The organism is Amycolatopsis sp. lyj-346, from assembly GCF_046548975.1.
GTDB lineage: Bacteria > Actinomycetota > Actinomycetes > Mycobacteriales > Pseudonocardiaceae > Amycolatopsis.
The window spans coordinates 869,546-895,006 of record NZ_JAJPWT010000002.1 but is presented as its reverse complement, the minus strand read 5'-3'; the positions used below and the strand labels follow the sequence as shown (position 1 = coordinate 895,006).

31 protein-coding genes are annotated in these 25,461 nt (G+C 73.2%); 17 read left to right on the top strand and 14 right to left on the bottom strand.

Annotation, left to right across the window (positions count from 1 at the left end; genetic code table 11):
• Positions 1–4: 4 nt before the first annotated feature.
• Together ACLJQE_RS10525 and ACLJQE_RS10520 are read right to left on the bottom strand one after the other, a co-directional pair.
• A complete protein-coding gene (locus tag ACLJQE_RS10525; protein ID WP_410638953.1) occupies positions 5–850 on the bottom strand; it encodes an alpha/beta fold hydrolase in 846 nt (281 codons plus the stop codon).
• Between the two features lie 4 nt (positions 851–854).
• A complete protein-coding gene (locus tag ACLJQE_RS10520; protein ID WP_410638952.1) occupies positions 855–1,877 on the bottom strand; it encodes an alpha/beta hydrolase in 1,023 nt (340 codons plus the stop codon).
• A 133-nt stretch (positions 1,878–2,010) separates the two neighbouring features.
• On the opposite strand from ACLJQE_RS10520, the gene ACLJQE_RS10515 reads away from it, so the two are divergent.
• The 5 genes from ACLJQE_RS10515 (at position 2,011) to ACLJQE_RS10495 (ending at position 5,609) form a co-directional block, all read left to right on the top strand.
• Entirely contained in the window at positions 2,011–2,691 is a 681-nt protein-coding gene (locus tag ACLJQE_RS10515) for a hypothetical protein (RefSeq protein WP_410638951.1), read from the top strand.
• Complete coding sequence (locus tag ACLJQE_RS10510) at positions 2,691–3,239, top strand: DUF6529 family protein (protein ID WP_410638950.1); 549 nt, start codon at positions 2,691–2,693, stop codon at positions 3,237–3,239. Before ACLJQE_RS10515 ends, ACLJQE_RS10510 begins: the two co-directional genes overlap by 1 nt.
• Before the next feature lie 25 nt (positions 3,240–3,264).
• A complete protein-coding gene (locus ACLJQE_RS10505) occupies positions 3,265–3,690 on the top strand; it encodes a Rieske (2Fe-2S) protein (RefSeq protein ID WP_410638949.1) in 426 nt (141 codons plus the stop codon).
• A gap of 66 nt (positions 3,691–3,756) precedes the next feature.
• A complete protein-coding gene (locus ACLJQE_RS10500) occupies positions 3,757–4,692 on the top strand; it encodes a DUF3800 domain-containing protein (protein ID WP_410638948.1) in 936 nt (311 codons plus the stop codon).
• Between the two features lie 23 nt (positions 4,693–4,715).
• Complete coding sequence (locus ACLJQE_RS10495) at positions 4,716–5,609, top strand: NAD-dependent protein deacetylase (protein WP_410638947.1); 894 nt, start codon at positions 4,716–4,718, stop codon at positions 5,607–5,609.
• A 121-nt stretch (positions 5,610–5,730) separates the two neighbouring features.
• On the opposite strand, the gene ACLJQE_RS10490 is transcribed toward ACLJQE_RS10495, so the two are convergent.
• On the bottom strand, positions 5,731–6,186 hold the full coding sequence (locus ACLJQE_RS10490) for a group II truncated hemoglobin (RefSeq protein ID WP_410638946.1): 456 nt from the start codon (positions 6,184–6,186) through the stop codon (positions 5,731–5,733).
• Between the two features lie 40 nt (positions 6,187–6,226).
• Positions 6,227–7,168 (bottom strand): NAD(P)/FAD-dependent oxidoreductase, encoded by a 942-nt coding sequence (locus tag ACLJQE_RS10485; protein ID WP_410638945.1) that lies wholly within the window; start codon positions 7,166–7,168, stop codon positions 6,227–6,229.
• Positions 7,169–7,245: 77 nt separating this feature from the next.
• On the opposite strand from ACLJQE_RS10485, the gene ACLJQE_RS10480 reads away from it, so the two are divergent.
• The gene (locus ACLJQE_RS10480) at positions 7,246–7,833 is read left to right on the top strand and encodes a helix-turn-helix domain-containing protein (RefSeq protein WP_191306572.1); all 588 of its coding nucleotides are present in this window, start codon (positions 7,246–7,248) and stop codon (positions 7,831–7,833) included.
• Here ACLJQE_RS10480 and ACLJQE_RS10475 read toward each other — a convergent pair.
• Positions 7,830–8,318: a GNAT family N-acetyltransferase gene (locus ACLJQE_RS10475; protein WP_410638944.1), complete on the bottom strand. Its 489-nt coding sequence runs from the start codon at positions 8,316–8,318 to the stop codon at positions 7,830–7,832. The genes ACLJQE_RS10480 and ACLJQE_RS10475 overlap by 4 nt on opposite strands.
• A gap of 18 nt (positions 8,319–8,336) precedes the next feature.
• Here ACLJQE_RS10475 and ACLJQE_RS10470 point away from each other — a divergent pair, with 18 nt between their 5' ends.
• The 6 genes from ACLJQE_RS10470 (at position 8,337) to ACLJQE_RS10445 (ending at position 14,037) form a co-directional block, all read left to right on the top strand.
• Positions 8,337–8,906, top strand: a complete 570-nt coding sequence (locus tag ACLJQE_RS10470; RefSeq protein ID WP_410638943.1) for a helix-turn-helix domain-containing protein — start codon at positions 8,337–8,339, stop codon at positions 8,904–8,906.
• Between the two features lie 234 nt (positions 8,907–9,140).
• Positions 9,141–10,331: an elongation factor Tu gene (gene tuf, locus ACLJQE_RS10465; protein ID WP_410638942.1), complete on the top strand. Its 1,191-nt coding sequence runs from the start codon at positions 9,141–9,143 to the stop codon at positions 10,329–10,331.
• A gap of 155 nt (positions 10,332–10,486) precedes the next feature.
• Complete coding sequence (locus ACLJQE_RS10460) at positions 10,487–11,623, top strand: MFS transporter (RefSeq protein WP_410638941.1); 1,137 nt, start codon at positions 10,487–10,489, stop codon at positions 11,621–11,623.
• A 50-nt stretch (positions 11,624–11,673) separates the two neighbouring features.
• Entirely contained in the window at positions 11,674–12,573 is a 900-nt protein-coding gene (locus ACLJQE_RS10455) for an acetaldehyde dehydrogenase (acetylating) (protein WP_410638940.1), read from the top strand.
• Positions 12,570–13,604 carry a 4-hydroxy-2-oxovalerate aldolase gene (dmpG, locus tag ACLJQE_RS10450; RefSeq protein ID WP_410638939.1) on the top strand — a complete coding sequence of 345 codons (1,035 nt, stop codon included), beginning with the start codon at positions 12,570–12,572 and terminating at the stop codon, positions 13,602–13,604. The genes ACLJQE_RS10455 and dmpG overlap by 4 nt, the downstream gene beginning before the upstream one ends.
• A 34-nt stretch (positions 13,605–13,638) precedes the next feature.
• Positions 13,639–14,037 carry an RDD family protein gene (locus ACLJQE_RS10445; protein WP_410638938.1) on the top strand — a complete coding sequence of 133 codons (399 nt, stop codon included), beginning with the start codon at positions 13,639–13,641 and terminating at the stop codon, positions 14,035–14,037.
• Here the strand turns inward: ACLJQE_RS10445 and pip are convergent.
• On the bottom strand, positions 14,034–14,972 hold the full coding sequence (pip, locus tag ACLJQE_RS10440) for a prolyl aminopeptidase (RefSeq protein ID WP_410638937.1): 939 nt from the start codon (positions 14,970–14,972) through the stop codon (positions 14,034–14,036). The two genes, ACLJQE_RS10445 and pip, sit on opposite strands and share 4 nt — an antisense overlap.
• A gap of 13 nt (positions 14,973–14,985) precedes the next feature.
• A complete protein-coding gene (locus ACLJQE_RS10435; protein ID WP_410638936.1) occupies positions 14,986–16,500 on the bottom strand; it encodes an FAD-dependent monooxygenase in 1,515 nt (504 codons plus the stop codon).
• A 63-nt stretch (positions 16,501–16,563) separates the two neighbouring features.
• Between ACLJQE_RS10435 and ACLJQE_RS10430 the strand changes: the two genes are divergently transcribed.
• Positions 16,564–17,199: a TetR/AcrR family transcriptional regulator gene (locus ACLJQE_RS10430; protein ID WP_410638935.1), complete on the top strand. Its 636-nt coding sequence runs from the start codon at positions 16,564–16,566 to the stop codon at positions 17,197–17,199.
• A 65-nt stretch (positions 17,200–17,264) separates the two neighbouring features.
• Entirely contained in the window at positions 17,265–17,867 is a 603-nt protein-coding gene (locus ACLJQE_RS10425; RefSeq protein ID WP_410638934.1) for a LysE/ArgO family amino acid transporter, read from the top strand.
• Positions 17,868–17,989: 122 nt separating this feature from the next.
• On the opposite strand, the gene ACLJQE_RS10420 is transcribed toward ACLJQE_RS10425, so the two are convergent.
• The 6 genes from ACLJQE_RS10420 to ACLJQE_RS10395 all read right to left on the bottom strand — a co-directional run bounded on the left by ACLJQE_RS10420 (position 17,990) and on the right by ACLJQE_RS10395 (position 21,692).
• Positions 17,990–18,361 carry a hypothetical protein gene (locus ACLJQE_RS10420; protein ID WP_410638933.1) on the bottom strand — a complete coding sequence of 124 codons (372 nt, stop codon included), beginning with the start codon at positions 18,359–18,361 and terminating at the stop codon, positions 17,990–17,992.
• A complete protein-coding gene (locus ACLJQE_RS10415) occupies positions 18,358–19,071 on the bottom strand; it encodes a 2OG-Fe(II) oxygenase (protein WP_410638932.1) in 714 nt (237 codons plus the stop codon). The genes ACLJQE_RS10420 and ACLJQE_RS10415 overlap by 4 nt, the downstream gene beginning before the upstream one ends.
• Positions 19,072–19,312: 241 nt before the next feature.
• On the bottom strand, positions 19,313–19,906 hold the full coding sequence (locus tag ACLJQE_RS10410) for a methylated-DNA--[protein]-cysteine S-methyltransferase (RefSeq protein ID WP_410638931.1): 594 nt from the start codon (positions 19,904–19,906) through the stop codon (positions 19,313–19,315).
• Complete coding sequence (locus tag ACLJQE_RS10405; protein ID WP_410638930.1) at positions 19,903–20,379, bottom strand: RNA polymerase sigma factor; 477 nt, start codon at positions 20,377–20,379, stop codon at positions 19,903–19,905. Before ACLJQE_RS10405 ends, ACLJQE_RS10410 begins: the two co-directional genes overlap by 4 nt.
• Positions 20,380–20,414: 35 nt before the next feature.
• Complete coding sequence (locus ACLJQE_RS10400) at positions 20,415–21,179, bottom strand: putative protein N(5)-glutamine methyltransferase (RefSeq protein WP_410638929.1); 765 nt, start codon at positions 21,177–21,179, stop codon at positions 20,415–20,417.
• Between the two features lie 12 nt (positions 21,180–21,191).
• The gene (locus ACLJQE_RS10395; protein ID WP_410638928.1) at positions 21,192–21,692 is read right to left on the bottom strand and encodes a L,D-transpeptidase; all 501 of its coding nucleotides are present in this window, start codon (positions 21,690–21,692) and stop codon (positions 21,192–21,194) included.
• 264 nt (positions 21,693–21,956) lie between these two features.
• Between ACLJQE_RS10395 and ACLJQE_RS10390 the strand changes: the two genes are divergently transcribed.
• The 3 genes from ACLJQE_RS10390 to ACLJQE_RS10380 are packed head-to-tail and all read left to right on the top strand — an operon-like array spanning position 21,957 to position 24,247.
• Entirely contained in the window at positions 21,957–23,165 is a 1,209-nt protein-coding gene (locus tag ACLJQE_RS10390) for a cytochrome P450 (protein WP_410638927.1), read from the top strand.
• Between the two features lie 31 nt (positions 23,166–23,196).
• Entirely contained in the window at positions 23,197–23,586 is a 390-nt protein-coding gene (locus ACLJQE_RS10385; RefSeq protein ID WP_410638926.1) for a hypothetical protein, read from the top strand.
• Between the two features lie 4 nt (positions 23,587–23,590).
• Positions 23,591–24,247: a LuxR C-terminal-related transcriptional regulator gene (locus tag ACLJQE_RS10380; protein ID WP_410638925.1), complete on the top strand. Its 657-nt coding sequence runs from the start codon at positions 23,591–23,593 to the stop codon at positions 24,245–24,247.
• 57 nt (positions 24,248–24,304) lie between these two features.
• On the opposite strand, the gene ACLJQE_RS10375 is transcribed toward ACLJQE_RS10380, so the two are convergent.
• On the bottom strand, positions 24,305–25,456 hold the full coding sequence (locus ACLJQE_RS10375) for a S8 family serine peptidase (RefSeq protein ID WP_410638924.1): 1,152 nt from the start codon (positions 25,454–25,456) through the stop codon (positions 24,305–24,307).
• Positions 25,457–25,461: the final 5 nt, after the last annotated feature.

Genomic DNA, 25,461 nt, shown 5'->3' with positions numbered 1-25,461 from the left:
CGGCTCACGTGCCGGGCGGGTGCTCCCCGGCGAGCCAGGTGAGGGCGTCGGCGGCGTGGTGCAGCACGGACAGGTGGCCTTCGCCGGGCGCGGGCCGGTATTCGGCGGCCGGGAGCCGCCCGGCGAGCCACGCGCTGTGCGTGGCGGGGATCATCCGGTCCTGTTCGCCGTGCACGAGGAGGACGGGCGCGGTGATCCGCCCGGGGTCGCAGCCCCACGGCGTGACGTAGGCGAGGTCGTCGTCGATCAGCCCGCCGGGCCCGTCCGCGATGGCCGCGCGGGCGACCTCGCCCAGCCACGACCACGACCCGGTGAGCGCGGCCGTGTCGGCGTCGGTGAAGACGTCCGGATCGAACTCGGTGGCGGCCTCGTGCTTTTCCTTGGCTGCCCGGCCTTCGGTGGCGGCCCGCAGCGACGCGGCAGTCGCGGCGGCCATGCTCCCGAACCAATCGAGCCCCTCGGCGTCGAACGGCGCGACGGCGGCCAGGCTCGCCACGGCGAGCACCCGGTCCGGCAGCAGGGCGGCGCAGGCCAGCGCGTGCGAGCTGCCACCGGAGTGCCCCATCAGGGCGAACGCGCCGACCCCGAGCGCATCGGCAACGGCGGCAACGCACTCGGCGGAGTTCCCGACGGTCCGCTCCGGAACCGGGGTCGAGGTGCGGTAGCCGGGCCGGTCGTAGGACACGAACCGGACCCCGAGCTCCGCGGCGAGCGGCAGCAACGGCTCCGGCGGCGCACCGGTGTTGGGCGTGCCGTGGTGCCAGAACACGGTGCACCGCGCGGGGCCGCCGGTGTCGTAGACGTGCAGGCTGCGCCCGCCGGGCAGGGCCAGTTCGGTCTCGGTGATCATGGCGTCAGCGGGCCAGCCGTTCCGCCAGCCAGGCCAGCGAAAGCGGGTACCGGTAGTCGATCCCGCCGTGGCCGGCGTCGAACAGCTCGAAGTGGACGCGGTCGTCCGGCAGGCCCGCGCGGGCGACCTCCGCCCGGAACGCCTCCGCGCCGACGTCGAGGAAGTACTCGTCGCTCGTGCCCGCGTCGATCCACACCGCGCGCAGGGAGCGGACCGCCTCCGCCCGGTCCGGCACCATCCGGACCGGGTCCCAGTCCAGCCAGCGCTGCCACTGCCGTGGCCGCAGCGCGCCGGTCAGCGGGTCGAACGGCAGCTCCGGCGTCCCGTCCTCCCGGGCCGAGTAGCACGCCGCGACGCCGAGCACCGTCAGCAGGGTGTCGTCCTCGGGCTTGGTGAACGCCGGACGGCTGCGGAAATCCGCCCACCACGCCTGGATGTCCTGGCCGTAGCCGCGCAGCGCGCGGACCGCCTTGCCGAAGTCGGCGAGGTAGCAGAGCTCGTACAGCGCGTCGCCCGCGTGGGTGGCCAGCGCGCCGAACACGTCCGGCCGCAGCATCGGCGTGATCATCGCGCCGAACCCGCCCGACGACTTCCCCGCGATCGCGCGGGATTCGCGGTCGGGGAGGGTGCGGTAGTGCGCGTCGACCCACGGCACGATCTCGTCGCACAGGTACGAGTGGTACCGCCCGGTGCCCGGCGAATCGACGAACTGCGAGCCGCCGTACGAAGTCCACGCGTCGACGTACACCACGACGCAGCCCGGCACCCCTCCGGCGAAGACGGCGTCGGCCGTCTCCACGAACGGCTGCCGGAACGGTGTCCGGTTGGCCCACATCGTCAGGTGCCCGGTGTAGCCCTGGATGACGTAGACCACCGGGTAGCGCTCGTCGCCGTCGTCGTAGCCGGGCGGGACGTACACCCACAGCGGGCGTTCGTGCGGGTCACCGAGCGGATTGCCGCGCAGCAGCGCGGAATCGACGGTGTGCCGGTCGATTCGTCCGGCGAGTTCGCCGTCCCAGGGAAGCATGCGGCCAGTCAACCACGAGCCACCCGGTTGCCGACGCTAAGCAATACCTCTTCCCGGCGCGTAGCGTGGAGCCGTTTCGGCCCGAAGTCCGCGTTGCGGACACGGTGGTGGACCGGGAGAAGCGGGGCAGACCATGAAACATCCGGGGCCGCTGTTCACGCTGCTCGCCGGCGCACTGCTCGCCGGCGGGATCGGCATCGCCAACCTGGCGACCGGGACCGGTGCGCCGTCGGTCGCCGGAACCGCGAGCGCGGTGGGTGCCGCGAGCACCACGGCGACCGCGACGCCTGCGACGCCTGCGACGATATCGGAGCCGCCGAAGCCCGAAGCGCCCGCGCGGGCGGACTACGCCGGGAAGGTGACCGGCGGCGGCGCGTCGATCGCGGTGTCGGCGCGGGACGGCCACGCCATCGCGTACCTCTGCGACGGCAAGAAGCTCGAAGCGTGGCTCCAGGGCGTCGCCGTCGGGGGCAAGCTGGAGCTCAAGGGCGCCCCGGACGCCGGCCTGGCGGGCAGTTTCGACCCGACTTCGGCCACCGGCACCGTGACGGCGGCAGGCAAGACGTACCGGTTCACCGTGCCGGCGGCGAAGAAACCCGCCGGCCTCTACCGGGCGGCGCCGAAGGTGAAGGGCAAGGCGGCGAAGGTCGGCTGGATCGTGCAGCCCGACGGCAGCCAGGTCGGCATCCTCACGACGGAGGAGGGCCCCGCGGCCGCCCCGCCGCTCGATCCGGCCGCGGCCACCGCGACCGTCGACGGCGCCTCGGTGACCGCCGAGGCGATCAGCGGCCTGGCCGGGACCGGTGACTTCTGATGGCCGCCCCGGCAGCGGGCCACCGCGCCGCGGTCGCGCTCCTGGTGCCGCTGGTGGCCGGCGCCGTCGTCTCGGTCGTGCTCGGTGTCTACGGCGGCCTGCACACGCCGACCGGGGTCGCGGTGAACGTCGCGGGCTTCTCCGGTCCGCAGGCGGTGAAGGCGTGGCTCGCCACGGTCGTCGTCGTGCTCGCCCTCGTCCAGTTCGGTTCGGCACTGGCGATGTACGGCAAGCTCGGCGGCGCGCCCGCGTGGGTCGCACCGGTGCACCGGTGGTCGGGACGGCTGGCCTTCCTCGTGTCGATCCCGGTCGCGATGCACTGCCTCTACGCGCTCGGGTTCCAGTCGTCCGGCCCGCGCGTTCTCCTGCATTCCCTGCTCGGGTGCTTCTTCTACGGCGTGTTCGTCGCGAAGATGCTCCTGCTGCGCAAGGACGGCGCGCCGGCGTGGTCGCTGCCGCTGGTGGGCGGCCTGGCCTTCACCGCGCTGGTCGGGCTCTGGCTGAGCGCTTCGCTGTGGTTCTTCACCCAGTTCGGCTTGACCTTCTAGCGGTATGGCTCTCGGAGGACGAAACGTGCGCAACGACGACGTGGACCCGGTGCTGGCGCGCCGGACGGCACTCGCGGTCTTCGGCGCCGGGCTGGCGGCCGGCTGCAGCACCTACGGCGGCAGCACGAGCGGGACGCCGACGGCCCCGGCGCCCGCCGGCACCGAACTCGGCGCGGCCGCGGACGTCCCGGTCGGCGGCGGCAAGGTGTTCGCGGACAGGCAGGTGGTGGTGACCCAGCCGGCGGCGGGGACGTTCGCGGCCTTCTCGGCGATCTGCACCCACCAGGGCTGCGCGGTCGACGCCGTCGCCGACGGCACCATCAACTGCCCGTGCCACGGCAGCAAGTTCAAGGTCGCCGACGGTGCGGTGGCGAACGGGCCGGCGTCGAAGCCCCTGGAAAAGAAGGCGATCACGGTCACGGGCGGCCGGATCACCCTGGCTCAGGGGTAGTCACCGGCCACGCCGGGCCGGTAAACCGATCGCCCGCGGCCCGGTCCCTCTGGCACGATCGGGCAGGTGCGCCCGGTCGAGATCGCCTGCGACGAGTCGGGCTCGGAGGGCGAGAACCTGCTCGGCGGCGAGACCGACGTCTTCGCCCACACCGGCGTCCGGATGTCCTGGCCCGAGGCGGCCGCGTGCGTGCGGGAGATCCGCGCCCGGATCGGCTCGCCCGCGGAGGAGTACAAGGCCAACCACCTGCTGCGCGCGAAGCACCGCGCGGTGCTCGAATGGCTGCTCGCCCCGGACGGCCCGCTCGACGGCCGCGGGCACGTGCACCTGACCGGCAAGACGTTCTTCGCCGTGCGCGCGGCGGTCTCCCTGCTGGCCGAGCAGGGCACGGACGCGATGGCGCGCACCCTCCACCGCACGGGCCCGGCCGCGTTCGGCACCGTCCGCTGGCAGTTCTTCCTGACCGCCTTCACCAGCGTGCTGCGACTGAACCCCCGTCGCGGCGTGACGACGTCGCCGCAAGAATTCTTCGCCCTGGTCGGCGAGCTCGCCGGTGTCCCGGGTGAAGCCGGCGAAGTCGTCGCCCGGTTCCGCGACGGCGGCGACCGCGTGGCCGCCTACCGCGCGCGGCTGGCGGGCGATCCGGGCCTGGTGCCGGTGCTCGACCCGCTGGTGCCGGCGGTCGTCCACACGGTCCGCCACTGGAGCGCCGGCGGCACCCCGGTCGCCCTGGTGCACGACGAGCAGCTGGCCCTCACGGCCGAGCGCATCCTGCAGCTCAAGGCGACGCTCGGCCCCCGCCTGGCCGACGTGCGGTTCGTGGATTCCCGCACCGACGCCCGGGTCCAGATCGCCGACTTCCTGGCCGGCGTGGCCCGCCGCATCGCCTCCGACGACCTCAACGGCCGCGGCGACCCGAGGCTGACCACACTGCTGAGGTCGTTCGTGGACGCCGATTCCGTCTGGGACGGGCCGAACCACCTGGACATCGCCGGAGGCTGACTCCGCCCACGTACCCTGGCTGGGTGCGGACCCGGCCCACCCTCTCCTGGACGTCGGCGGAGGCGCCGCTGCCGCGGACGTCCAGCCTCGACGAGCTGACCCGCGTCGTCGCCCGCGGGCGGGTTGTCGTGCTCAGCGGGGCCGGGTTGTCCACCGAATCCGGGATCCCCGACTACCGCGGCGAAAGCGGCAGCCTGCGCCGGCACACGCCGATGACCTACGACGAGTTCGTCACCAGCGCCGAAGGGCGGCAGCGGTACTGGGCACGCAGCCACCTCGGCTGGCGCACGATCGCCCGCGCCGATCCCAACGACGGTCACCGCGCGGTGACCGCGCTGTGCGACGGCGGTTACGTCTCCGGCGTCATCACGCAGAACGTCGACGGCCTGCACCAGGCGGCAGGCACCGCGGACGCCGTCGAGCTGCACGGCAGCCTGGACCGCGTCGTCTGCCTGGACTGCCGCCGCACCAGCCCGCGCGCCGAGCTCGACCGGCGGCTGCGCGCGGCCAACCCCGGCTTCACCGGTGCGGCCACCCGCATCAACCCCGACGGCGACGTCGAGCTGCCCGCCGACGTCGTGCGCGGCTTCCGGCCGGTCCCGTGTGAGGCGTGCGAAGGCGTCTTGAAGCCGGACGTCGTGTTCTTCGGCGAGAACGTGCCTAGGCCCCGCGTCGAGCAGTGCTACCGGCTGGTCGACGACGCCGCCGCGCTGCTGGTGCTCGGCTCGTCGCTGACGGTGATGTCCGGGCTCCGGTTCGTGCGCCACGCGGCGAAGGCGGGCAAGCCGGTGGTGATCGTCAACCGCGGCGAAACCCGCGGCGACCGCTACGCCGCGGTGCGGGTCGACCGGCCGCTGGGGCCCGCGCTGACCGAGCTGGTCCGCCGCCTCGGCAAGGAGCCCGGCCGAACCGCCTGAGCGGCCGCCCGGCGGGGCACGAGCCGGTCCGGGCGGGTGGGGGGAACCTGCCCGGACCGGCTCTGGCGACGGACCTCCACAGCCGGTCGTCGCCTGCAAGACGCGGTGGCCGCCCCGGTCGTTACAGCGGCTGCAACCCGTTCCACGTCCAGCGGGGCACCGGCAGCCCCGCGGGGACTTCGGCGGGCGGGCCGGGGTAGGTGAGCACCTCGGCCACCGCCCACTCCAGGTAGGACCGCAGCGCGGCGCGGAACTCCGGATCGGCGGGCAGGCCGGCGTCGTCCGCGGCCCGGACGAAGCAGGTCACGAACCGGCGGCCGAGGTCGCTCATGTCGCCGTTGCCGGCGTGCAGCCGGAGCATCGCCGAGTGGTCGGTGCACTCCGCGGAGAACCGCGGCGGGCCGCCCATGACCTCGGCCCAGTACCAGGCCAGCCGTTCGACGTGCCGCGGGTGCTGACCCGGGTGCGAGAACGGGTGGTTCAGCTCCGGGTCGGCCAGGCAGCGCTCGTGGTGCGCGGCGGCCAGCGCGAGGAACGCCGGGTCGCCGCCGGCGAAGTCGTACAGGGTCGGGCGCACCCGCCGAGCCTGGCACGCCGGGCCACCGGAAGCCAGGACCTCAGCGCGCCCCGGCGGCCGCGCGTTCCGCGGCGGGGGAGAAGCCGCCGAGCGCGTCGACCGCCCGCCGGACGTCCTCGGTGACGAGGTCGTGGTTCAGCGCCCCGGCGGCGGCCGCGCCCTGGGCCGCCGCGACGATCACGGTCGCCCGCGCGTCGACGACGTTCCCCGCGGCCCACACCCCGGGCACGCCGGTCTTCCCGGACGGGTCGACGTCGCCTTCGACGTAGCCGAGGTCGCGCAGCAGCTGGTCGTGCGGGATGGTCCGGGTGCGGAGGAACAGCGCCGTCCGCGGCACGAACCGGGCCCCGAGCTCGACGCCGGTGAGGCGGCCGCCTGCCCGCCGGACCGCGGTCACGACGCCGTCCACGACGCGGATCCCGCGGGCGTCGAGCCGTTCACGGTCTTCTTCGGACACCGGCGTGGTGTGCGGGAAGTACACGACGTCCGGCGACCACTGGCGGACCAGCAGCGCGTGCTCGACGCTCGCGGGTTCGGTGCCCAGCACGCCGAGCGGCTGGTCGCGCACTTCGTAGCCGTGGCAGTAGGGGCAGGTCACCGCGTCGGTGCCCCAGCTCTCGCGCAGGCCGGGGACGTCCGGCAGGTCGTCGTGGACGCCGGTGGCGACCAGGACGCGCCGGGCCGTCAGCTCCCGGCCGCCGGCCAGCCGGGCGGTGAAGCCCGGCTCGAGCCGGGTCACGTGGTCTTCGAGGAGCTCCACGCCGTAGCCGCGGAGTTCTCCGCGGCCGATCCCGAGCAGTTCGGACGGCGGCAGGCCGTCACGGGACAGGAAGCCGTGCATGTGCGACGCCGGTGCGTTGCGCGGCGCGCCCCCGTCGACGACCGCGACGCGCCGCCGCGCCCGGCCCAGCATCAGGGCGGCGCTGAGTCCCGCGGCGCCACCACCCACCACCAGTACGTCGAAGCTGTTGTTTTCGCTCATGTCGCCACCATGAACCCGGCTTGGCGGATTCGACAACCATTGTTGCCGATTCCGGGACAACGGGGTTTCCTGGAGGCATGACGGACGCGATCACCCAGGCACTGGCCGAGGTCGGCCCCCGGCTCAAGCGGGTCCGCACGCAGCGGCGGGTCACGCTGGCCGACCTGTCGGCGGCGACGGGCATTTCGAAGAGCACGCTGTCCCGGCTGGAGTCCGGGCAGCGGAAGCCGAGCCTGGAGCTGCTGCTGCCGATCGCTCAGGCTCACCAGGTCCCGCTGGACGAGCTGGTGGGCGCGCCGGAGGTCGGCGACCCCCGCGTCCGGCTGACCGCGCGCCGCATCCCGCGCCACAACGGCGCGACGATGACGGTGCTGCCGCTGACCCGCCAGCCGGGCGCGCCACAGGCGTTCAAGATGATCCTCGAGCCGGAGACGGGCGAACCCGATCCCCAGGTCCACGAGGGATACGAGTGGCTGTACGTCCTGTCGGGACGGCTGCGCCTGATCCTGGCCGACCGGGACATGACCCTGGGGCCGGGCGAGGCGGCGGAGTTCGACACCCGCCTCCCGCACTGGTTCGGCGCGGTCGGCGGCCGTCCGGCGGAGATCCTCAGCCTGTTCGGCAAGCAGGGGGAGCGGCTGCACCTGCGCGCGAAGTCCCGTTAGCCCAGTTCGCGCTGCATCAGGATGGTGTCGAGCCAGCGGTCGTGCTTGAAGCCGACGCGGCGCAGCACGCCCGCGTCGGTGAACCCGGCCGCCCGGTGCAGGTTCCGCGACGCCGGGTTGCCGGAGTCGACGATGACCGCGATCGCCTGCCGGGCCCCGGCGGCGGCGCACCGCTTCAGCAGCTCGTCGAGCAGCCGGCGCCCGTGGCCGCGGCCGGCCGCCGACGGTGCGAGGTAGATCGTCGTCTCCACCGAGTGCCGGTACGCCGGCTTCGGCCGCCACGGCGCGGCCAGCGCGTACCCGAGCACCTCGCCCTCTTCGGCGAGCACGAGGAAGGGCCACGTGCGGTCGCGGATCTTCGCGTGCCACTGCCCGGCGGTCGGCGGCGTGGTTTCGAAGGTGACGACGGAGTCGGTGACGTAGGGCGCGAAGACGGCGGCGATGCCTTCGGCGTCGGCCGCCGTGGCTTCCGCTATAGTGGACATGACAGGTATTATAGAGGAATGATTGATCCGGTGTTGCTCGGCCGTCACCTGCACGAGCTGCGCGGGTCCCGGGGTCTCGCGTTGAGCGCACTGGCCGATGGGGCGGGCGTCAGCGTCAGCATGCTGTCGGCCATCGAGCGCGGCGAGAAGACACCGACGGTCGTGGTGCTGTCCCGCATCGCCGACGGCCTCGGGCTGTCCCTTTCCCGGTTGCTCGCCGACCTCGAGAACGACCGGGTGATCGTCCGCCGCGCGGCGGAGCAGGACCACGTCGCCGAACCCGGGGGCTGGCACCGCACGGTGCTGACGCCGGTCGTCCCCGGCGTCAACTTCGAGTGGATCCGCACCACCCTGCCGCCCGGTTGTGACGCGGGCAGTTTCCCCGCGTACGCACCGGGTTCCCACGAGTTCGTCGCCGTCGAGTCGGGTGAGCTGTGCCTGGGCGTCGGCGAGGCGTCGTACGTCCTGGCGGCGGGCGATTCGGTGTACTTTCCCGCCGATACCCGGCATTCCTACGCGAACCGCACCGGGAAGCCTTGTGTCTACCACGTTGCGGCGTTGATCATGCGGCCGCGGAAAACCGGATGACACCGCGCCGGCGGGCGTGACACCCTCCGGGGCATGTTCCCCGTGTCCGATAGCGCGACGCTCGCAGGGCTGTCCCTGCCGAGCGCCCTTTCGGCACGGCCGCTTCCGGCCCTGTCCAGCGGCGCTCGAAGCTGACCCTTCCCCGATTTCCCCGCCCTGGGCGCGAAACCGTCGGGGGAGGGTCGACGCGCTCCGCCGGTTTCGCGCATTCTCGTTCCAGCGCAGGGAAAACTCATGACCAAGCAACAGTACGTGCGGACCAAGCCGCACCTGAACATCGGCACGATGGGCCACGTCGATCACGGCAAGACCACCCTCACCGCCGCGATCACCAAGGTGCTGGCCGAGCAGAGCGGGACCACCAACCGCTACGTCGCCTTCGACCGCATCGACCGCGCGCCGGAGGAGATCGAGCGCGGCATCACCATCAACATCGCGCACGTCGAGTACGAGACGCCGACCCGGCACTACGCGCACGTCGACATGCCGGGGCACGCCGACTACGTCAAGAACATGATCACCGGCGCCGCCCAGCTCGACGGTGCGGTGCTCGTGGTTTCGGCACAGGACGGCGCGATGCCGCAGACCCGCGAGCACGTCGTCCTGGCGCGCCGGATCGGGGTCGAGCACCTCGTGGTCGCGCTCAACAAGGCCGACCTCGCCGACGACGAGGAGCTGCTCGACCTGGTCGAGCTCGAGGTGCGCGAGCTGCTGACCCGCTACGGGTTCGACGGTGACGCGGTGCCCGTGGTCCGGGTGTCCGGGCTGCGCGCACTCGACGGCGACCCGCGGTGGACACAGCGGATCCTCGACCTGCTCGCCGCCGTCGACGAGCACGTGCCGATCCCGCCGCGGCGGCTCGACCTGCCGTTCCTGATGCCGATCGAGAACGTCCTGACCATCACCGGCCGCGGCACCGTGGTGACCGGCGCGGTGGAGCAGGGCACCCTCGCGGTCGGCGACGCGGTCGAGGTGATCGGCCTCGGGCCGGCGGTGACCAGCGTGGCCACCGGGCTCGAGACGTTCGGCAAGCCGATGGACCGCGCCGAGGCGGGCGACAACGCCGCGGTGCTGCTGCGCGGGGTGAAGCGCGGCGAGGTCCGGCGCGGCCAGGTCGTCTGCCTGCCGGGCAGCGTCCGGCCGCACACGCGGTTCCGCGCGGACGTCCACGTGCTGTCGGCCGCCGAGGGCGGCAGGCGGACACCGTTCGCGGCGAACTACCGGCCGCAGTTCCACTTCCGCACCAGCGACGTCGTCGGGGTGGTCGCCCTCGCCGAGGGCGTCACGGTCGTCCGGCCGGGCGACGCGGCTTCGCTGACGGTGGAGCTGGGGCAGCCGGTCGCGATGAGCCCGGGTCTCGGGTTCGCGATGCGCGAAGGCCGGCTGACGGTCGCCGCGGGCACCGTGCGCGAGGTGCTGGACTGAAGACCGGGTTCGTCCCCGCCCGCGGGCGGGGACGAACCCGGCTCATCTCCAGGAGCTGTCGGCGAACCGGCGGGAATCCGCCATGACCCGCGCCCGGCGATCAAGCCGTCGCAAACCGGCCAGCCCTCACGGGCCGCCGCCGGTTCACTGGGCCCATGACCGCTCCAGCGCCGCGGTGGCCGGCCGTTTTCGCCGTCACCGTCGGGATCTTCGCCATCGTCACCACCGAAATCCTGCCGATCGGGCTGCTGACGCCGATCGCGGCCGGGTTCGGCGTTTCGGCCGGGACCGCCGGCTGGACCATGACCGTGCCCGGCTTCGTCGCCGCGGTCGCCGCGCCGGTGGTCACCGTCGCGGCCGGCCGGATCGACCGGCGGCCGCTGCTGGGCGGCCTCATGGTCCTGCTCGCGGTGGCCGGCTTCCTCTCGGCCGCCGCCCCCGCGTTCTGGGTGCTGCTGACCGGCCGCTTCCTCGTCGGCGTCGTCATCGGCGGCTTCTGGTCGGTCGGCGCCGGCCTGGCGCCCCGGCTCGTCGGGACGGCGGCCGCCGCGCGCGCGACCTCGGTGATCTTCGCCGCCGTGCCGCTGGGCTCGGTGCTGGGCGTGCCACTGGGCACCCTCGTCGGGCAGCTCGCGGGCTGGCGGACGGCGTTCCTCCTGCTGGGGGTGCTGAGTCTCGGCACCGCCGTGGCCCTCGTGCTCCTCATGCCGCCCCTGCCGACGGCGCAAGCCACGCGACCGAGCGTCCTTAATGGACTCCTGCGGCGACGCGCTGTCCGAAGTGGACTACTGGTGACGTTCCTGGTCGTCCTGGCCCACTTCGGCACCTACACCTACGTCACGCCGCTGCTGCGGGACGTCGTCCGCCCGGAGGTGCTCAGCGGCTACCTGCTCGCGTACGGCGTCGCCGGGATCGCGGGCACCTTCCTGGCGGGGCGGCACCGGAGGGGCTTCGCGCTCGCGGCGGCGGTGATCGCGGTGGCCGTTTTCGCCCTGCCGCACACCGGGCCGGTCGGCGCGCTCTTGGCCCTCGTGGCGTGGGGCGTGGCCTACGGCGCGGTGCCGGTGCACGCCCAGACCTGGTTCGCCCGCGCGGCGCCGGACGCACCCGAGGCGGCCACCGTCCTGTTCACCGCGTCGTTCCAGGCGACGATCTCGGCGGGTGCCCTGGCCGGCGGGTTCGTCGTCGACGCCGGGTCGGTCCCGGCCGTCATGACCTGCGGGGGAGTGATCGCCCTGGTGGCCGCGGCGGTGATCGGGGGCGTCCGCCGTCCGGTCTCTGCGTTCCACTGAACGGAACACCGGGCTGTTCCGACCGGCCCGCGCGGTGCGACGGTCGGGACATGGCTCCCGTGATGGCGGCGATCGTCGGCCCCGGCAACATCGGCACCGATTTGCTGGCGAAGCTGCGACGCAGTGAAGTGATCGAAGTCGGTTACGTGGTCGGTGTGGTCGAGTCCGACGGCCTCGAGCGCGCCCGCGCACAGGGGATCGCGGCGTCGGCCGAAGGCGTCGACTGGCTGCTGCGCCAGGATCCCCGGCCGGAACTGGTGTTCGAGGCGACGTCGGCGAAGGCGCACGCCGCGAACGCCCCGCGGTACGAGGCGGCCGGCATCCAGGCGATCGACCTGACCCCGGCCCACCTCGGCCCGATGGTGTGCCCGCCGGTGAACCTCGGCGCGCACCTCGACGCGCCGAACGTCTCGATGATCACCTGCGGCGGCCAGGCCACCATCCCGATGGTGCACGCCGTTTCCCGGGTGACCGCGGTCCCGTACGCCGAAATCGTCGCGTCGGTCGCTTCGCGCGGAGCGGGGCCCGGGACACGGGCGAACATCGACGAGTTCACGCGCACGACGTCGCAGGCGGTGGCCGAGATCGGCGGCGCCGGCCGCGGCAAGGCGATCATCATCCTCAACCCGGTCGAGCCGCCGATGATCATGCGGGACACGGTGTTCTGCGCGATCGGGATGGACGCCGACCGCGACGCGATCACCGCGTCGATCCACGAGATGGCCGCCGAGGTCCGCCAGTACGTGCCGGGGTACAGCCTGCGGGCGGACCCGCAGTTCGACGACGCGCGCGAGGAGTGGGACGGGAACGCGCGGGTCGGCATCTTCCTGGAGGTCCGCGGCAACGGCGACTACCTGCCCGAGTACGCCGGGAACCTGGACATCATGACCGCCGCGGCCGCCCGGGTCGGCGAGCTGATGGCGCGCGCGAAGCAGGAGGTGCCCGCATGAGTGTCACCGGCCGCCCGGAACTGCGGCACGACGTCCGGATCGTCGACACGACGCTGCGCGACGGCAGCCACGCGATGGCGCACCGCTTCACCGAGCAGCAGGTGCGGGACACCGTCCGCGCGCTCGACCGTGCGGGCGTCGAGGTCATCGAGGTGACCCACGGCGACGGGCTCGGTGGGTCGTCCTTCACCTACGGCTTTTCCGCCGTCGACGAGCTGAAGCTGATCTCCGCGGCCCGCGAAGAGGCGAAACAGGCGAAGATCGCGGTGCTGCTCGTACCGGGGATCGGCACGGCCGAGGACCTGCGGCGGGCCTTCGACGCGGGCGCGGAGATGGTCCGGGTGGCGACGCACTGCACCGAAGCCGACGTCTCGCCGCAGCACTTCGGCCTGGCGCGGGAACTCGGCATGGAGACGGCCGGGTTCCTCATGATGGCGCACCGGACGCCGCCGGAAGACCTGGCGAAGCAGGCCCGGATCATGGTGGACGCGGGCTGCCAGGCGGCGTACGTGACCGACTCGGCGGGCGCGTTGCTGATGCACGAGGCCCGCGCCCGCTTCGAAGCGCTGGTCGCCGAGGTGGGCGACACGGCGTGGGTGGGTTACCACGGGCACCAGAACCTCTCGCTCGGCGTCGCCAACTCGGTCCTGGCCTACGAAGCGGGTGTCCGGTACATCGACGGGTCGCTGTGCGCCCTCGGCGCCGGCGCGGGCAACTCGCCGACGGAGGTGCTGGCGGCGGTGTTCGACCGCCTGGAGATCGACACGGGCCTCGACGTCGGCGGCCTGCTGGACGCGGCCGAGGAGGTCGTCCGCCCGTACCTGCACCGCTGGCCGAAAATGGACCGCAACGCGATCGTCCAGGGCTGGGCCGGGGTGTACTCGAGCTTCCTGCTGCACGCCGAGCGCGCGGCGGAGCGCTACGGCGTCCCGGCACAGGCGATCCTGCGCCGCTGCGGCGAGCTCGCCCTGGTGGGCGGGCAGGAGGACATGATCATCGACGTCGCGGTGCAACTGGCGGCGGAGGGATAGGCAACCGATCACCGGCTCCGCGCGTGGGGAGGGCATGGAAGTCGACCCCACCCTGGACGATGCGCCGGACATCCCGTGGCCCGTGCGTCGCCGGTTGCTGCGGACGGGTCCGATCCGGCGGGCGTCGCGGTGGCGGCGCTTTCCGGCGGTTTCCGCGGACATCGTGCTGCACTTCGTGGTGGCGGCCGTGGCCGCGGCGGAGGTCGACCCGGAGGTGGGGATCGCCTACACGGTCACGTTGTTCGCCACCTACCTCGCGATCTCCTTCGTGCACCGCGTGTTCCTGCAGCGGTGGTGGGGCGCCACGATCGGCAGGCTGCTCATCGGCCTGCGCTGCGCGGACCCGAGAACGGGCCGCCCGCCGACCCTGCGACGGCTCGCCTTCGGCTGGCTGTACGGGCTGCTCGTGACGGTCGCCACCATGCTCCCCTAACCGGCGAACCGGTCCAGGGCAGCGAGTTTCCAGGCGCGTTTGACGTCGCTCGCGCCGTGCCCGGACCGGTCGTCGACGAGCAGTTCGGCGCCCGGCCACGCCTCGGCCAGCTCCCACGCCGTCGTGACCGGGCAGCTGAGGTCGAGCCGGCCGTGGATCAGCACGCCGGGGATGCCCGCCAGGCGTCCGGCGTCGCGGATCACCGCGCCCTCCTCGAGCCAGCCGGCGTGGGCGTAGTAGTGCGTGGTGAGCCGGACGAACGCCAGCAGCGCGTCGTCCGGCGGACCACCGCGGACCTCCGCCGAGGCACCCGGTTCGAGGGACAGGACCGTTTCTTCCCAGGCGTTCCAGGCGAGGGCGGCGCGGTCCCGCCGGTCCGGGTCCGCCATCAGCCGGGCGTAGGCGGCCACGACGTCGTCGTCCCCGGCGACGTCGCGGAAGCGTTGCCACGCCTCGGGGAAGAAGCGGCCGGCGCCGCGGTAGAGCCAGTCGATCTCCGAGCGGCGCGTCGTGCTGATCGCGCTGACCACGATTTCCGTCACCCGGTGCGGGAATCGCTCGGCGTACACCAGTGCGAGCGTCGTGCCCCACGAGCCGCCCGTCACCAGCCAGCGTTCGATGCCGAGGTGCTCCCGCAGCCGTTCGAGGTCGGCGACGAGGTGGCTCGTGGTGTTGTGCCGCAGCGACGTCGCGGGGCCGGCCACGTGCGGACGGCTCCGGCCGCAGCCGCGCTGGTCCAGCAGCACGACGCGGTAGCGGGCCGGGTCGAACATCCGCCGCATGCCGGACGTACAGCCCTGGCCGGGGCCGCCGTGCAGCACCACCGCCGGCTTTCCGGCCGGGTTCCCGCAGGTTTCCCAGTACACGTGGTGCCCGTCGCCGACGTCGAGCAGCCCGTGGTCGTAGGGCTCGATCGGTGGGTGCAGTCCGCTCACCGGTTCCATCCTGTCAGGCGGGTTCGCCGAACCACCTGCGCAGCGCCGCTTCGAGACCGGCCGTCGCATCGTCGTCACGGGCCCAGGCGATGTGCCCGTCCGGCCGGACCAGCACGCCGGTGAGTGCCGGCTCGCTCTCGCACTTCGCCGTCAGCACGTTCACGCGCCCGGCCCAGCCGGCCGCCGTCTCCCGCAGGTCGCCGCGGTCGGCGAGGTCGAGCAGGAGGGCCTTCCCGTCGTGGAGGTGGTCGCCGAGCCGGGTGCCGTCGGCGAACGCGAAGTCGGGCGCGGCGCGGCCGGTGAGGTCGTGCTCGCCGTCGATCGGGTAGCGGTGCAGGACGCCGGAGAGCTTCTTGGCTAGGTACGTCGCGCCGTCGCCGGTGAACAGCAGTTCGGTGACGACCCGGCGCAGCGCCTTGGTCCGCACGTCGCTGCGCATCAGGGCGACCTGCGCCCGGGTCCACTCGAGAACCCACTCGCCGATCGGGTGCCGTTCGGTCGTGTAGGTGTCGAGCAGGCCGCCGGGCGCCCAGCCGTGGACGGTGGCGGCGAGCTTCCAGCCGAGGTTGACGGCGTCGCCGATGCCGAGGTTGAGGCCCTGCCCGCCGAACGGGGAGTGGACGTGCGCCGCGTCCCCGGCCAGGAGCACCCGGCCCCGGCGGTAGGTGGCCGCCTGGCGCGCGTTGTCGGTGAAGCGCGTCGCGCTGTGGACCTTCCCGACGCGGATGTCCGCACCGGAGACGCGCCGGAAGCTGTCTTCGAGCTCTTGCGCGGTGACCGGCGCGTCCCGGTCCTCGGGCGGCCCGTCGAACTCGACGGTGAGCATCCGCCCGGGCATCGGCCCGTGGACGTAGAGCCCGCCGGTCCCGTGCTGCCACCCGGCGGGCAGCACGTCGGCGCCGGTCAGGTCGGCCATCGCCTGCCGCCCGGTGATGGCCGGATCGGTCCCGGGGAAGGCGAAGCCGGCCAGCTTCCGCACCCGGCTCCGCCCGCCGTCGGCCCCGACGAGCCAGCCGGCGCGCACGGGATCGCCCTCGTCGAGCCGCACGGTCACGCCGTCGTCGTCGGCGTCGAACCCGGTGAGTTCGACGCCACGCCGGATTTCGACCCCCAGCTCGGCGGCGCGTCCGGCGAGGATTGCCTCGACGGCCTGCTGCTGGATGACGACCACCCGGGCGGCGGGCCCGACGTCCCGGAAGGCCGGGTCGTCGAAGTCGACCCCGTCCGAGGTCACCATGATCCCGGCGAAGTGGCCCACCGGAACGGCTCTCGGCCCGCCCCCGCCGCGTGACTCGAGGAACTTCCGGATCTGCGCGGAGTTCTGCTGCACGACCTCGTCCATCGCGGGCAGCAGACCCCGCCGGTAGAAGGCCTCGGCCGTGGTCAGGTTGACCGACCCGGCCTTGATCGTCTGGTCCGGCTCGGGCAGCCGTTCGACGACGAGCACGTCCACGCCCGCCAGCCGCAGTTCACAGGCCAGCATCAAGCCGACCGGTCCGCCCCCGGAGATCACCACATCCCTGTTCATGCGTCCGATGATGCCGGGAAACTTTTACCGAGTCAAACTTTGAGCCCGGTCTATACTTGCCGCATGCCGGACCCGGGACTGCGCGAGCGGAAGAAGCAGGCCACCCGCCTGCTGATCTCCAACGTGGCCACAGGCTTGTTCATCGAGCGGGGCTTCGAGGAGGTGACGGTGGCGGAGATAGCCGAGGCGGCGGGTGTCTCGAAGATGACGGTGTTCAACTACTTCCCGCGCAAGGAGGACCTGTTCCTGGACCGCCACGCGGACCGCCTGGCGGAGCTGACGTCGGTGCTCCGGTCCCGGCCCGCCGGAGTTTCGCCGTGCACGGCGTTGCGTCACCACCAGCACGCCCTGCTGGCGTCCGGTCATCCCCTGTCCGGCGCAATCGCGGGCGGCCCGGGGTTCTGGTGGGTACTGACGTCGAGCCCGGCGCTGATGGCGCGCTGGTACGAGCAGGAGCGCGAGATCGCGGACGCGTTCGCCGAGGTGTTGCTCGAGGAGACGGGCGACGCGTTCCGCTCCCGCATGGTGGCGGGCTTGCTGACAACCGCGATCACCACGGTCTTCGCCCACGCAATGGGCCGGATCGTGGCGGGGGACGACGCGGAAGTCGTGCGAAGGGAGCAGGCCGCGGTGATCGACCAGGCCTTCGATCTGGTGGAGCGCGGAGTGGACGGCTTTCCCGGTACGGCGGATCATTAAGGACGCTAACGTTACGTAAGAACCTTTAGCTGGAGTAATGCACCGGCCGCTCATACCGTGGCGGGGTGCTTCCTCTCCTGCTGGCCGGATTCGGAACCGGCCTGTCGCTGATCGTGGCGATCGGCTCCCAGAACGCCTTTCTGCTCCAACAAGGCCTGCGCGGTGGTGCCGTGGCGCCGCTGGTCGTCATCTGCGCGGTCTCGGATCTCGTGTTGATCGGGCTGGGGGTGAGCGGGGTCGGGGCGGTGCTGGAGCAGTGGCCGACCGCCGTCGGGGTCATCGCCGTCGGGGGTGGGCTGTTCCTGCTCGGGTACGGCGCGCTGGCCGCGCGGCGGGCTTTTCGGCCGTCCGTCATGACCGTCGGCGAGGACCGGGCGCCGCTGCGGAAGGCCGTTCTGGCCTGCGTTGCCTTCACCTGGCTCAACCCGCACGTCTACCTCGACACCGTCCTGCTGCTCGGCTCGGTCGCCGTGGCGCAGGGTGACGGTCGTTGGTTGTTCGGCGTCGGAGCCGGGATTGCCAGCTTTGTCTGGTTCAGTGCGCTCGGGTTCGGGGCCAAACGGCTCGCCGGCGTGTTCGCGAAGCCGATGGCGTGGCGCGTGCTGGACGTCGTGATCGCCGTGACCATGACCGGGCTGGGGGTGACCCTGCTGCTCAGCCGCGTCTGATGCGCCTGGCCGCCGCGCCGGCCTCGCGGGGCCAACGCCCTGAAGGAGTGCGCAAGGCGCCGTACGTCGCGGTCGGCGACCACGTCAGGGGCCGAACGGGGAATCCAGTACTGCGTGCTCCGTCAGCTTTCCCACGTGGTGCCGTCGGCGCGGGCGCCGCGCAGGCCGGAGAGCGGGAAGCCCGCCAGCGCCGCGGTCGCGACGGTCCGATGTGGACTCCAGGACGTCGACAGCTGCAGGCGCCGGCACATTCCCGCCCAGCCCGCGGGGGTTGCGCAGACCACCCATGCGTCCGGCTCCGGTGCCGCGAAGCGACGCGCCTGGCGCAGCCACGACGCCGCCGTTTCGGGCCAGGTCACCGTGGCCAGCACCAGGCCGCCCCAGGCCGCGGCGATCTGGTCGCCGTCCGCGCGGGAGGACGAATCGGTGCCGATCACGATGTGCCGGGCCCCGCCGAGCAGGCGCAGCAGCGCCTCGAGTTCGGGGGGCGTCATGCCGCGTCGTGGAACACGAGGCCGAGCGTGTGACGGCGGCCCGAACGGACCGCCGAAACGCCGTGGCGCACCGGGGCCGCCGACCAGCCGCGGGCCGAGCGGACCGGCCTGTCGCGGGTGGTGAACACCAGGCCGTGGCCCTGCGGGATGAGCGTTGCCGTGCCGCGGGACTGGGCGCGTGGCCGCTGCTCCACCAGCAGGAACTCGCCGCCGGTGTGGTCGGTTCCCGGGTCGTTGAGGTTGATCACCACCTGCAGCGGGAACACCTTGTCGCCGTAGAGATCGCGGTGCAGCGCGTTCCAGCCGCCCGGCTCGTACCGCAGCAGGATCGGCGTCGGCCGCTGCTGGCCCGCGGCGTGGCACTCCGCCAGCCACTCGTCCAAAGTGGACGGCCAGTCGGCCGGGCGCCCGAGGCGGGCCCACCAGTCCTGGGCGATCGGCAGCAGCCGCGGGTAGAGCGCCTGCCGCAGCCGGTGCACCGGTTCCGGGAACGGCGAGGCGAAGTAGCGGTAGTCGCCGTTGTCCCCGAAGCGGTGACGGCGCAGGTTCACCGTCGCCCGGAAGCGCGAGGGCTCGTCCCACAGCGCGACCAGCCGCGCGCACTCGGCCGGGGTGAGCAGCCGCGGCAGGAGCGCACAGCCGTAGTCGTCGACCTCGGCGGCCACCGCCACCCAGTCCGCCGCGGCGACGCGCTCCTCGAAACTCGTCATGCCGTCCTGCCTTTCAGGTGCGCCCCCGGTCGTCCGGAATGATCGGGGTGTGCAGGCGGGACGGGGACGGCCAGCTGACCGCGATGCTGACTGATGCCGGGATCCGCCTGGTGCACGTGCCCGGGCTGGTTCATCGCGCTCGCACGGCGTCGCGTCCGCGACCTCCGCGCGATTCTGCGCCCCGCCGGCCCTTCCGAGCCGGCTACCGGGCCAACACGGTTACCTCGGCTTGACGGGAACATCAGGCCGCCTCCATCGTCAACAGGACCCGTTTGGCGTCCTCCCCGCCGGCGTACTGGCCGTACGACCCGTCGGACCGGACGACCCGGTGGCAGGGCACCACCACCGGCACCGGGTTGAGCGCGCACGCGGTGCCGACCGCTCGAACCGCCTTCGGGCTGCCGGCGGCGGCCGCGACCTGCGCGTAGCTTTCCGTGTGGCCGTAGGCGATCTCGGGCAGGTGGTCCAGCACCGCCCGGCGGAAGCCCCGCGCCAGCCGGAGGTCCAGCGGGACGTCGAAGCCGTGCCGCTCGCCGGTGAAGTACTCGTCGAGCTGCCGGGCCACCGGATCGAGGCGGGCCGGGGCCCGGAGGATCCGCGGGCTGATGAGCGCCGCCAGTTCGGCCAGCACGGCGTCGTGGTCCTGGCGGTCGAAGGCCACCTTCACCAGGCCCTGCTCGGTCGCGGCCAGCAGCAGCGACCCGACCGGGGAGTCGACCGTGTGGTAGGCGACGTCCAGCAGGCCCTGGCGGGAAGCGTCGGCGACGAGCCGCTCGTGCATCACCCTCGAGTCGAGCAGGATCTCGTCCGTGAAGAACCGGAACACGTCCGTCATGAGTGCGCTCCTTCCAGGGGATAGCTCGCCCGCAGCGTCTTGACGCCGTCGGCGGCGGCCCGGCGGGCGGCGTCGGCGGTGCCTCCGGTGATCTCGGCGATTTCGCGGTACGGCAGCCCGGCCAGGTAGTGGTAGGCGACGGCGAGGCGTTGCTTGCCGGGCAATCTCGCCAGCGCGTCCCACAGGTCGCCGCTCCACGCGTCCGCGCGGCCGGGCCGGTCCGGGACCTCCCCGACCGGCACCGGACGGCGGGCCTGCGCGCGGGTGACGTCGACGGCCTTGCGGTGCGCGATCGTCACGAGCCACGCCTGCACGTTCGCGTCGGCGGGCAGCTCCGGGTACGCCTTCAACGCCGCCAGGAAGGTTTCCGACCAGGCGTCTTCGGCGTCGGCCTGCCCGAGCACGGCCCGGCAGACCCGGAGGACCATCGGCCCGTGCTCGGCCACGACTTGCTCGAACGGTTTCGCGATCACACCTGGTAGACGTCCGGGAGCGGCGGAACGTGAGATCACGGTTCCGCGGTACCGGTCACCACGGTCGCGCCCAGCTCGTCGCAGGAGTGCACCCGCGGCGACAATCCCGCCGCGGCAAGGATTTCCGCCAGCACCGGCGCCTGCCGCTCGCTCGATTCGATCAGCAGGGTCCCGCCCGGAGCGAGCCAGCCCGGCGCACCCGCGGCGACGCGCCGGGCGAGGTCGAGGCCGTCCGCGCCACCGTCGAGCGCCACCAGCGGCTCGTGCAGGCGAGCTTCCGGCGGCATCGTCGCGACGGCGGCCGAAGGGACGTACGGCACGTTCGCCAGGAGGACGTCGACCCGGCCGCGCAGGGACGACGGCAGCGCGTCGTAGAGATCGCCCTGGTGGACGTGGGCGTCCGGCAGGTTCAGCCGGGCGCACCCGACCGCGGCGGGTTCGACGTCGGCGGCGTGCAGCTCACGCGGCGGGAGCGCGGCGGCGAACGCGGCACCCAGCGCCCCGGAACCGCAGCACAGGTCGAGCACCACCGGGTCCGGCGGGGCGAGTGAGACGGCCACGTCGACGAGGAACCCGGTGCGGTGCCGCGGCACGAACACCCCGGGCCGCACGGCGACGCGCAGGCCGTGGAACTCCGCCCAGCCCAGCAGGTGTTCCAGCGGCAGCCCGGCGACGCGGCGCTCCACGAGCGCGTCGAGCTCCGCGGGGGTCGTGGCCGCGGCGACGAGGAGATCGGCCTCGTCTTCGGCGAACACGCAACCCGCGGCGCGCAGCCGGGAAACGACGGTGGGAGTGTCCAACAGGGTGGCAGCCTACAAGACCTGCACCTTGTCGCCGACGTTCAGCCCGTCGAAGAACGCCGCCGAATCGGCGTCGTTCAGGTGGACGCAGCCGTGCGAGGGCGCGTCGAGCGGTCCGGCGTGGAAGGCGATGCCGCCGGCGGCGAAGAACACCGAATTGGGCATGTCGGTGCCGTACTCGCTGCTGCGGTGCTCGCGGTCCTTCCACACGACGTGGAACGACCCGGCGGGCGTCGCCTGATCGGGCGACCCGAACCCGGCCGGGACCGGGCCGCGGACCACCCGGCCGTCCCGCAGCAGCCAGGCCAGCCGCTGCGTCAGGCTCACACAGGCACCGGTCGTCACGGCGCACGGCGGCGCCGGCGGGGGAGTGGCGGTCTTGGTGGTCGGCACCGGAGCCGTGGTCAGCGGCACCGGCTCGGCGATCGGGCTCGGCGTCGTCGTGCGCGGCGCCGAGCAGGCCGCCGTGACCAGCACCGTCCCCAGCAGGGTCACCACCCCGGTCCTGCGCATCCATCGCCCCCTCGTCGAAGGTCTTGCCAAGGATCAGTACGGGTGAACGGCCCCGAAGGTTGAGCGCGGGTGGGTTACCCCGGCCGGGCGACGCCGAACCGCCGGAACCGATCCGGGACACCCACGCCGATCCACCGTCCGTGACGACGTGCACACAGGGGCCTGCGTTCGTGAGTACCGTGGTTCCCGGGGGGACCGGGGAGCGGCCGGTGACCGGCCCGCCCGTGTCCGCGCCGATCGGCCGCGCACCCGGGAGGAGAACCCATGACCGCCACCGCGGAGACGCCGCGCCTGCCGTTCGAACGGCCGAACGTCCTGGAAATCGCCCCGCTCTTCGAAGTGCTGCGCCGGCAGGGCCCGGTCGTGGCCGTCACCACCCCGGCCGGGGATCCCGCCTGGCTGGTCACCGGGTTCGAGCAGGTGCGCGCCGCGTTCACCGATCCGCGGTTCGGGCGCTCGCACCCGGCGCCGGAAGAGGCGTCGGCGCTTTCGGACGCCGCGATCCTCAGCCGTCCGCAAGGTGACCACGAAACCGAGCACGTCGAACACGCGCGGATGCGGCGCATGCTCGTGCCCGCCTTCTCCGCCAACCGGATCCGGCGGCTCGTCGGGCACGTCCGGGAATTCGCCGACGGCTGTTTCGACGCCATGGAACGCGCTCGCGAGGGTGACGGCCCGGTCGACCTGCACGAGCACCTCTCGTTCCCGCTGCCGGTGCTGGTGATCTGCGAGCTCCTCGGCGTCCCGTACGAGGACCGCGAGACCTTCCGGGTGCTGTCGGACCGGATGGGGCGGATGGACATCGGCGACGGCGCGGCCGCCGCGCTCGACGAGTTCACCGCCTACATGAGCCGGCTCGCCGCGGCCAAGCGGCGTGCTCCCGGCCAGGACGTCGTCTCGGACATGGTGCGCGCGCAGGCCGGGGACCCGTCGTTCGGCGACGACGACCTCGCCCGGCTCGCCGCCGGCCTGCTGTTCGCCGGCCACGAGACGACGTCCAACCGGATCGACCTCGGCGTGCTCTACCTGCTCACCGATCTCGCCCGCCGGGACGCGCTGGCCGCCGATCCCGAAGGGCGCGTGCACGGCGTCGTCGAGGAGATCCTGCGGCTGTCCGCCCCGAGCGGGCTCGGCGTCCTGCGGTACGCGCACGACGACGTCGAACTCGGTGGCGTGACGATCGCCCGCGGGGACGCGGTCGTGCTGTCGATCGCCGCGGCCAACCGGGACGAAACCGTGTTCCCCGCCGCCGGGACGTTCGATCCCGGGCGCAAGCCGAACGCGCACGTCGCCTTCGCCCACGGTGGCTGGTTCTGCATCGGTGCCAGCCTGGCCCGCACCGATCTGCGCGTGGTGTTCGGGTCGCTGTTCCGGCGGTTCCCGGGGTTGCGCCTGGCCGTCGGCGTCGATGAACTCCAGGTCCGGACCAACCGTGTCACCGGGGGAGTGGACCGCGTGCCGGTCCTCTGGTAGACCAACGGCGGTCGTGAGCGGAGGAAAAGACGTGACGTTGTGGGACAAGCTCGGGATGGACGACAAGCTCATCAAGGTGCTGCAGGAGATCCCGCCTGGTCCCGAAGCCGCGGAGTTCGGCCGGGCCTACGTCACGATCCACCAGCTGGCCGTCGAGCTCGACCAGCGGTTCCCCGAGGTCCGCAAGCAGCTGGACGTGCCACTGGGCGGCGGCGCGACCCGGCACGCCGGTCTCGTCGAACTGCTCGGCAAGGAGCTGGTGGACAAGATCAAGCGCTACGGCGACGTCTACCCGATCGAAGCCGCGCAGCTTTCGTCGGTGCGGTTCCGCGAGGTGCGGCTGCGCGGCCCCGGCGGCCGGGACCTGGTCGGGGCGTCGAAAACCGACCTGCCGCTGATCCGCCTGCGACCCCGGGACTGACGCGGTGCTCGCACCGTTGCCGGTTCGCGTCCTGGTGGCCGAGCGCGACCCGGCGGTGCGAGCCCGCCTGAGCACGATCCTCGACGAGGCGGACGGCATCGAGCTCGTCGGTGCGGCGCCCGACGCGACGGCCGCGCGGGTGACCCTTCGACGGCGGCTGCCGGACGTGCTGCTGCTCGACCTGCGCCTGAACTGGCCGGACGCGCTGACCCGCCGTCCGGCGGTGGTGGCGCTGGCGACGTTCGACTCGGACGCGGGCATCCTGCGCGCGCTGCGCGACGGCGCCGCGGGGTTCGTGCTGCGGTCGGCCCGCCGCCGGGACCTGATCAAGGTGGTCCGCCTGGCCGCCGACGGTCACGTGGTGCTGTCCCCGGACGCCGCCCGCCGGTGGGTGTCGGCGGCGACCCGGTTGTCCGGCCCGCGTGACGAACGGCTGGCGGCGGTGGACCGCCTGACGGCCCGGGAGACCGAGGTGCTCGCGGCGGTGGGCGCGGCGCTGACGAACGCCGAGATCGCCGCGCGGCTGGAGCTGCCGGAGCCGGTGGTGCGGGAGCAGGTGGCGAAGGTGGTGCGGAAGCTGGGGTGCGCGCACCGGACGGGCGCGGGGCTGCTGGCCTACGAGCGCGGACTGTGCCGCCCGGGCGTGACCGGTCCGAACTGACGTGGACGACTCTTTCCCGACGTCCGACGTCGGGAAAGAGTCGTTCACGTCATGCGATCAGAAGCCCGCCAGGCCGTTCGGCACCCCGACACCCGTCGGGGCGTCATAGCCCGGGCCCGCGACGCACAGGTAGTCCCCGCCGCACTTCTGGCCGCCGCCCGCCGGGTCGTTGTGGCCCGTGGTGACGTCGGTGAACGAGCCCGCGTTCGCGTACAGGCCCGCCGGCTGGGTGACCCCGGCGTGCCCCGAACGGCCGATCAGGCCCGCGACGAACGGGGCCGACGCACTCGTACCGCTGACCGGGAGCCAGCCGCCGGCCTCCGCGAAGTGGATCGCGAGGTCCTCGGCCGCCGCCGACACGTCCGCGACCGTTCGCTTGCCGCAGTGGGTGTCCTGCTGCCACTTCGGCTTCGCGATGTACGCCGAACAGCCGCTGCCGCCGTAGGTCCAGGCCCACTCGGCCCAGCCGCGCGGGGAGTCCGGATCGCGGGCCAGCGACGTCCCGCCGACCGCGATCGTCGAGGCCAGGACCGCCGGGTAGCTCGCCGCCGTGAAGCCGCTGTCGCCGGAGGAAGCGACCACCGTCACGCCCGGGTGCCGGTAGTGGCTCGCGTACGCCAGCGCTGCGCCGCCTTCACGGGCGCCGTAGCTGTTCGACACCACCTTCGCGCCCAGCCGCACCGCCGTGTCCACCGTCTCCGCCAGGTCGGCGAACCCGGGCGAGTTGCCCTCCACGACCAGGATCCGGCACGACGGGCACGCCGCCGACACCATCGAGACGTCCAATGTGGACTCCAGGGCCCAGCCGAAGTTCACCGACGGCAGCGGCGCCGCCGCGCCCTGCTGGTTGACCTTGCGGAAGCAGCCGTTCGCCGTCGTGCACGGCGGCAGGCCGTACTCCGCCCGGTACGCCGCCAGGTCGGCCTCCAGGTTCGGGGCGTCGAAGGCGATCGAGATGGCGACGACGGCGTCCGGCCCCGCCGAGGCGGGTAACGCATAGGCCGACGCCAGGTCGTCGGCACCCCAGCCGGCCGGACCGAAGGCGCGCGCCGCGCCCGGCGTGTAGGTGGTGAGGCAGTGCAGCACGCCCGGCCGTTCGGGGCACGCCGCCCGCGGCGCCGGTGCCGCGCTTGCCACCGGGGTGACCAGGCCGACGGCCGCCACCGCGGCCGCCAGCACGCCCAGCCATCTTCTGTTCACTGTGGACATTCCCC

Bases quoted from the DNA above. Each gene is read 5' to 3' on its own strand.
- ACLJQE_RS10525 (WP_410638953.1), bottom strand. From the start codon at position 850: ATGATCACCGAGACCGAACTGGCCCTGCCCGGCGGGCGCAGCCTGCAC.
- ACLJQE_RS10520 (WP_410638952.1), bottom strand. From the start codon at position 1,877: ATGCTTCCCTGGGACGGCGAACTCGCCGGACGAATCGACCGGCACACC.
- ACLJQE_RS10515 (WP_410638951.1), top strand. From the start codon at position 2,011: ATGAAACATCCGGGGCCGCTGTTCACGCTGCTCGCCGGCGCACTGCTC.
- ACLJQE_RS10510 (WP_410638950.1), top strand. From the start codon at position 2,691: ATGGCCGCCCCGGCAGCGGGCCACCGCGCCGCGGTCGCGCTCCTGGTG.
- ACLJQE_RS10485 (WP_410638945.1), bottom strand. From the start codon at position 7,168: ATGAGCGAAAACAACAGCTTCGACGTACTGGTGGTGGGTGGTGGCGCC.
- ACLJQE_RS10480 (WP_191306572.1), top strand. From the start codon at position 7,246: ATGACGGACGCGATCACCCAGGCACTGGCCGAGGTCGGCCCCCGGCTC.
- ACLJQE_RS10475 (WP_410638944.1), bottom strand. From the start codon at position 8,318: ATGTCCACTATAGCGGAAGCCACGGCGGCCGACGCCGAAGGCATCGCC.
- ACLJQE_RS10470 (WP_410638943.1), top strand. From the start codon at position 8,337: ATGATTGATCCGGTGTTGCTCGGCCGTCACCTGCACGAGCTGCGCGGG.
- tuf (WP_410638942.1), top strand. From the start codon at position 9,141: ATGACCAAGCAACAGTACGTGCGGACCAAGCCGCACCTGAACATCGGC.
- ACLJQE_RS10460 (WP_410638941.1), top strand. From the start codon at position 10,487: ATGACCGCTCCAGCGCCGCGGTGGCCGGCCGTTTTCGCCGTCACCGTC.
- ACLJQE_RS10455 (WP_410638940.1), top strand. From the start codon at position 11,674: ATGGCTCCCGTGATGGCGGCGATCGTCGGCCCCGGCAACATCGGCACC.
- dmpG (WP_410638939.1), top strand. From the start codon at position 12,570: ATGAGTGTCACCGGCCGCCCGGAACTGCGGCACGACGTCCGGATCGTC.
- ACLJQE_RS10445 (WP_410638938.1), top strand. From the start codon at position 13,639: ATGGAAGTCGACCCCACCCTGGACGATGCGCCGGACATCCCGTGGCCC.
- ACLJQE_RS10435 (WP_410638936.1), bottom strand. From the start codon at position 16,500: ATGAACAGGGATGTGGTGATCTCCGGGGGCGGACCGGTCGGCTTGATG.
- ACLJQE_RS10430 (WP_410638935.1), top strand. From the start codon at position 16,564: ATGCCGGACCCGGGACTGCGCGAGCGGAAGAAGCAGGCCACCCGCCTG.
- ACLJQE_RS10420 (WP_410638933.1), bottom strand. From the start codon at position 18,361: ATGACGCCCCCCGAACTCGAGGCGCTGCTGCGCCTGCTCGGCGGGGCC.
- ACLJQE_RS10415 (WP_410638932.1), bottom strand. From the start codon at position 19,071: ATGACGAGTTTCGAGGAGCGCGTCGCCGCGGCGGACTGGGTGGCGGTG.
- ACLJQE_RS10410 (WP_410638931.1), bottom strand. From the start codon at position 19,906: ATGACGGACGTGTTCCGGTTCTTCACGGACGAGATCCTGCTCGACTCG.
- ACLJQE_RS10395 (WP_410638928.1), bottom strand. From the start codon at position 21,692: ATGCGCAGGACCGGGGTGGTGACCCTGCTGGGGACGGTGCTGGTCACG.
- ACLJQE_RS10390 (WP_410638927.1), top strand. From the start codon at position 21,957: ATGACCGCCACCGCGGAGACGCCGCGCCTGCCGTTCGAACGGCCGAAC.
- ACLJQE_RS10375 (WP_410638924.1), bottom strand. From the start codon at position 25,456: ATGTCCACAGTGAACAGAAGATGGCTGGGCGTGCTGGCGGCCGCGGTG.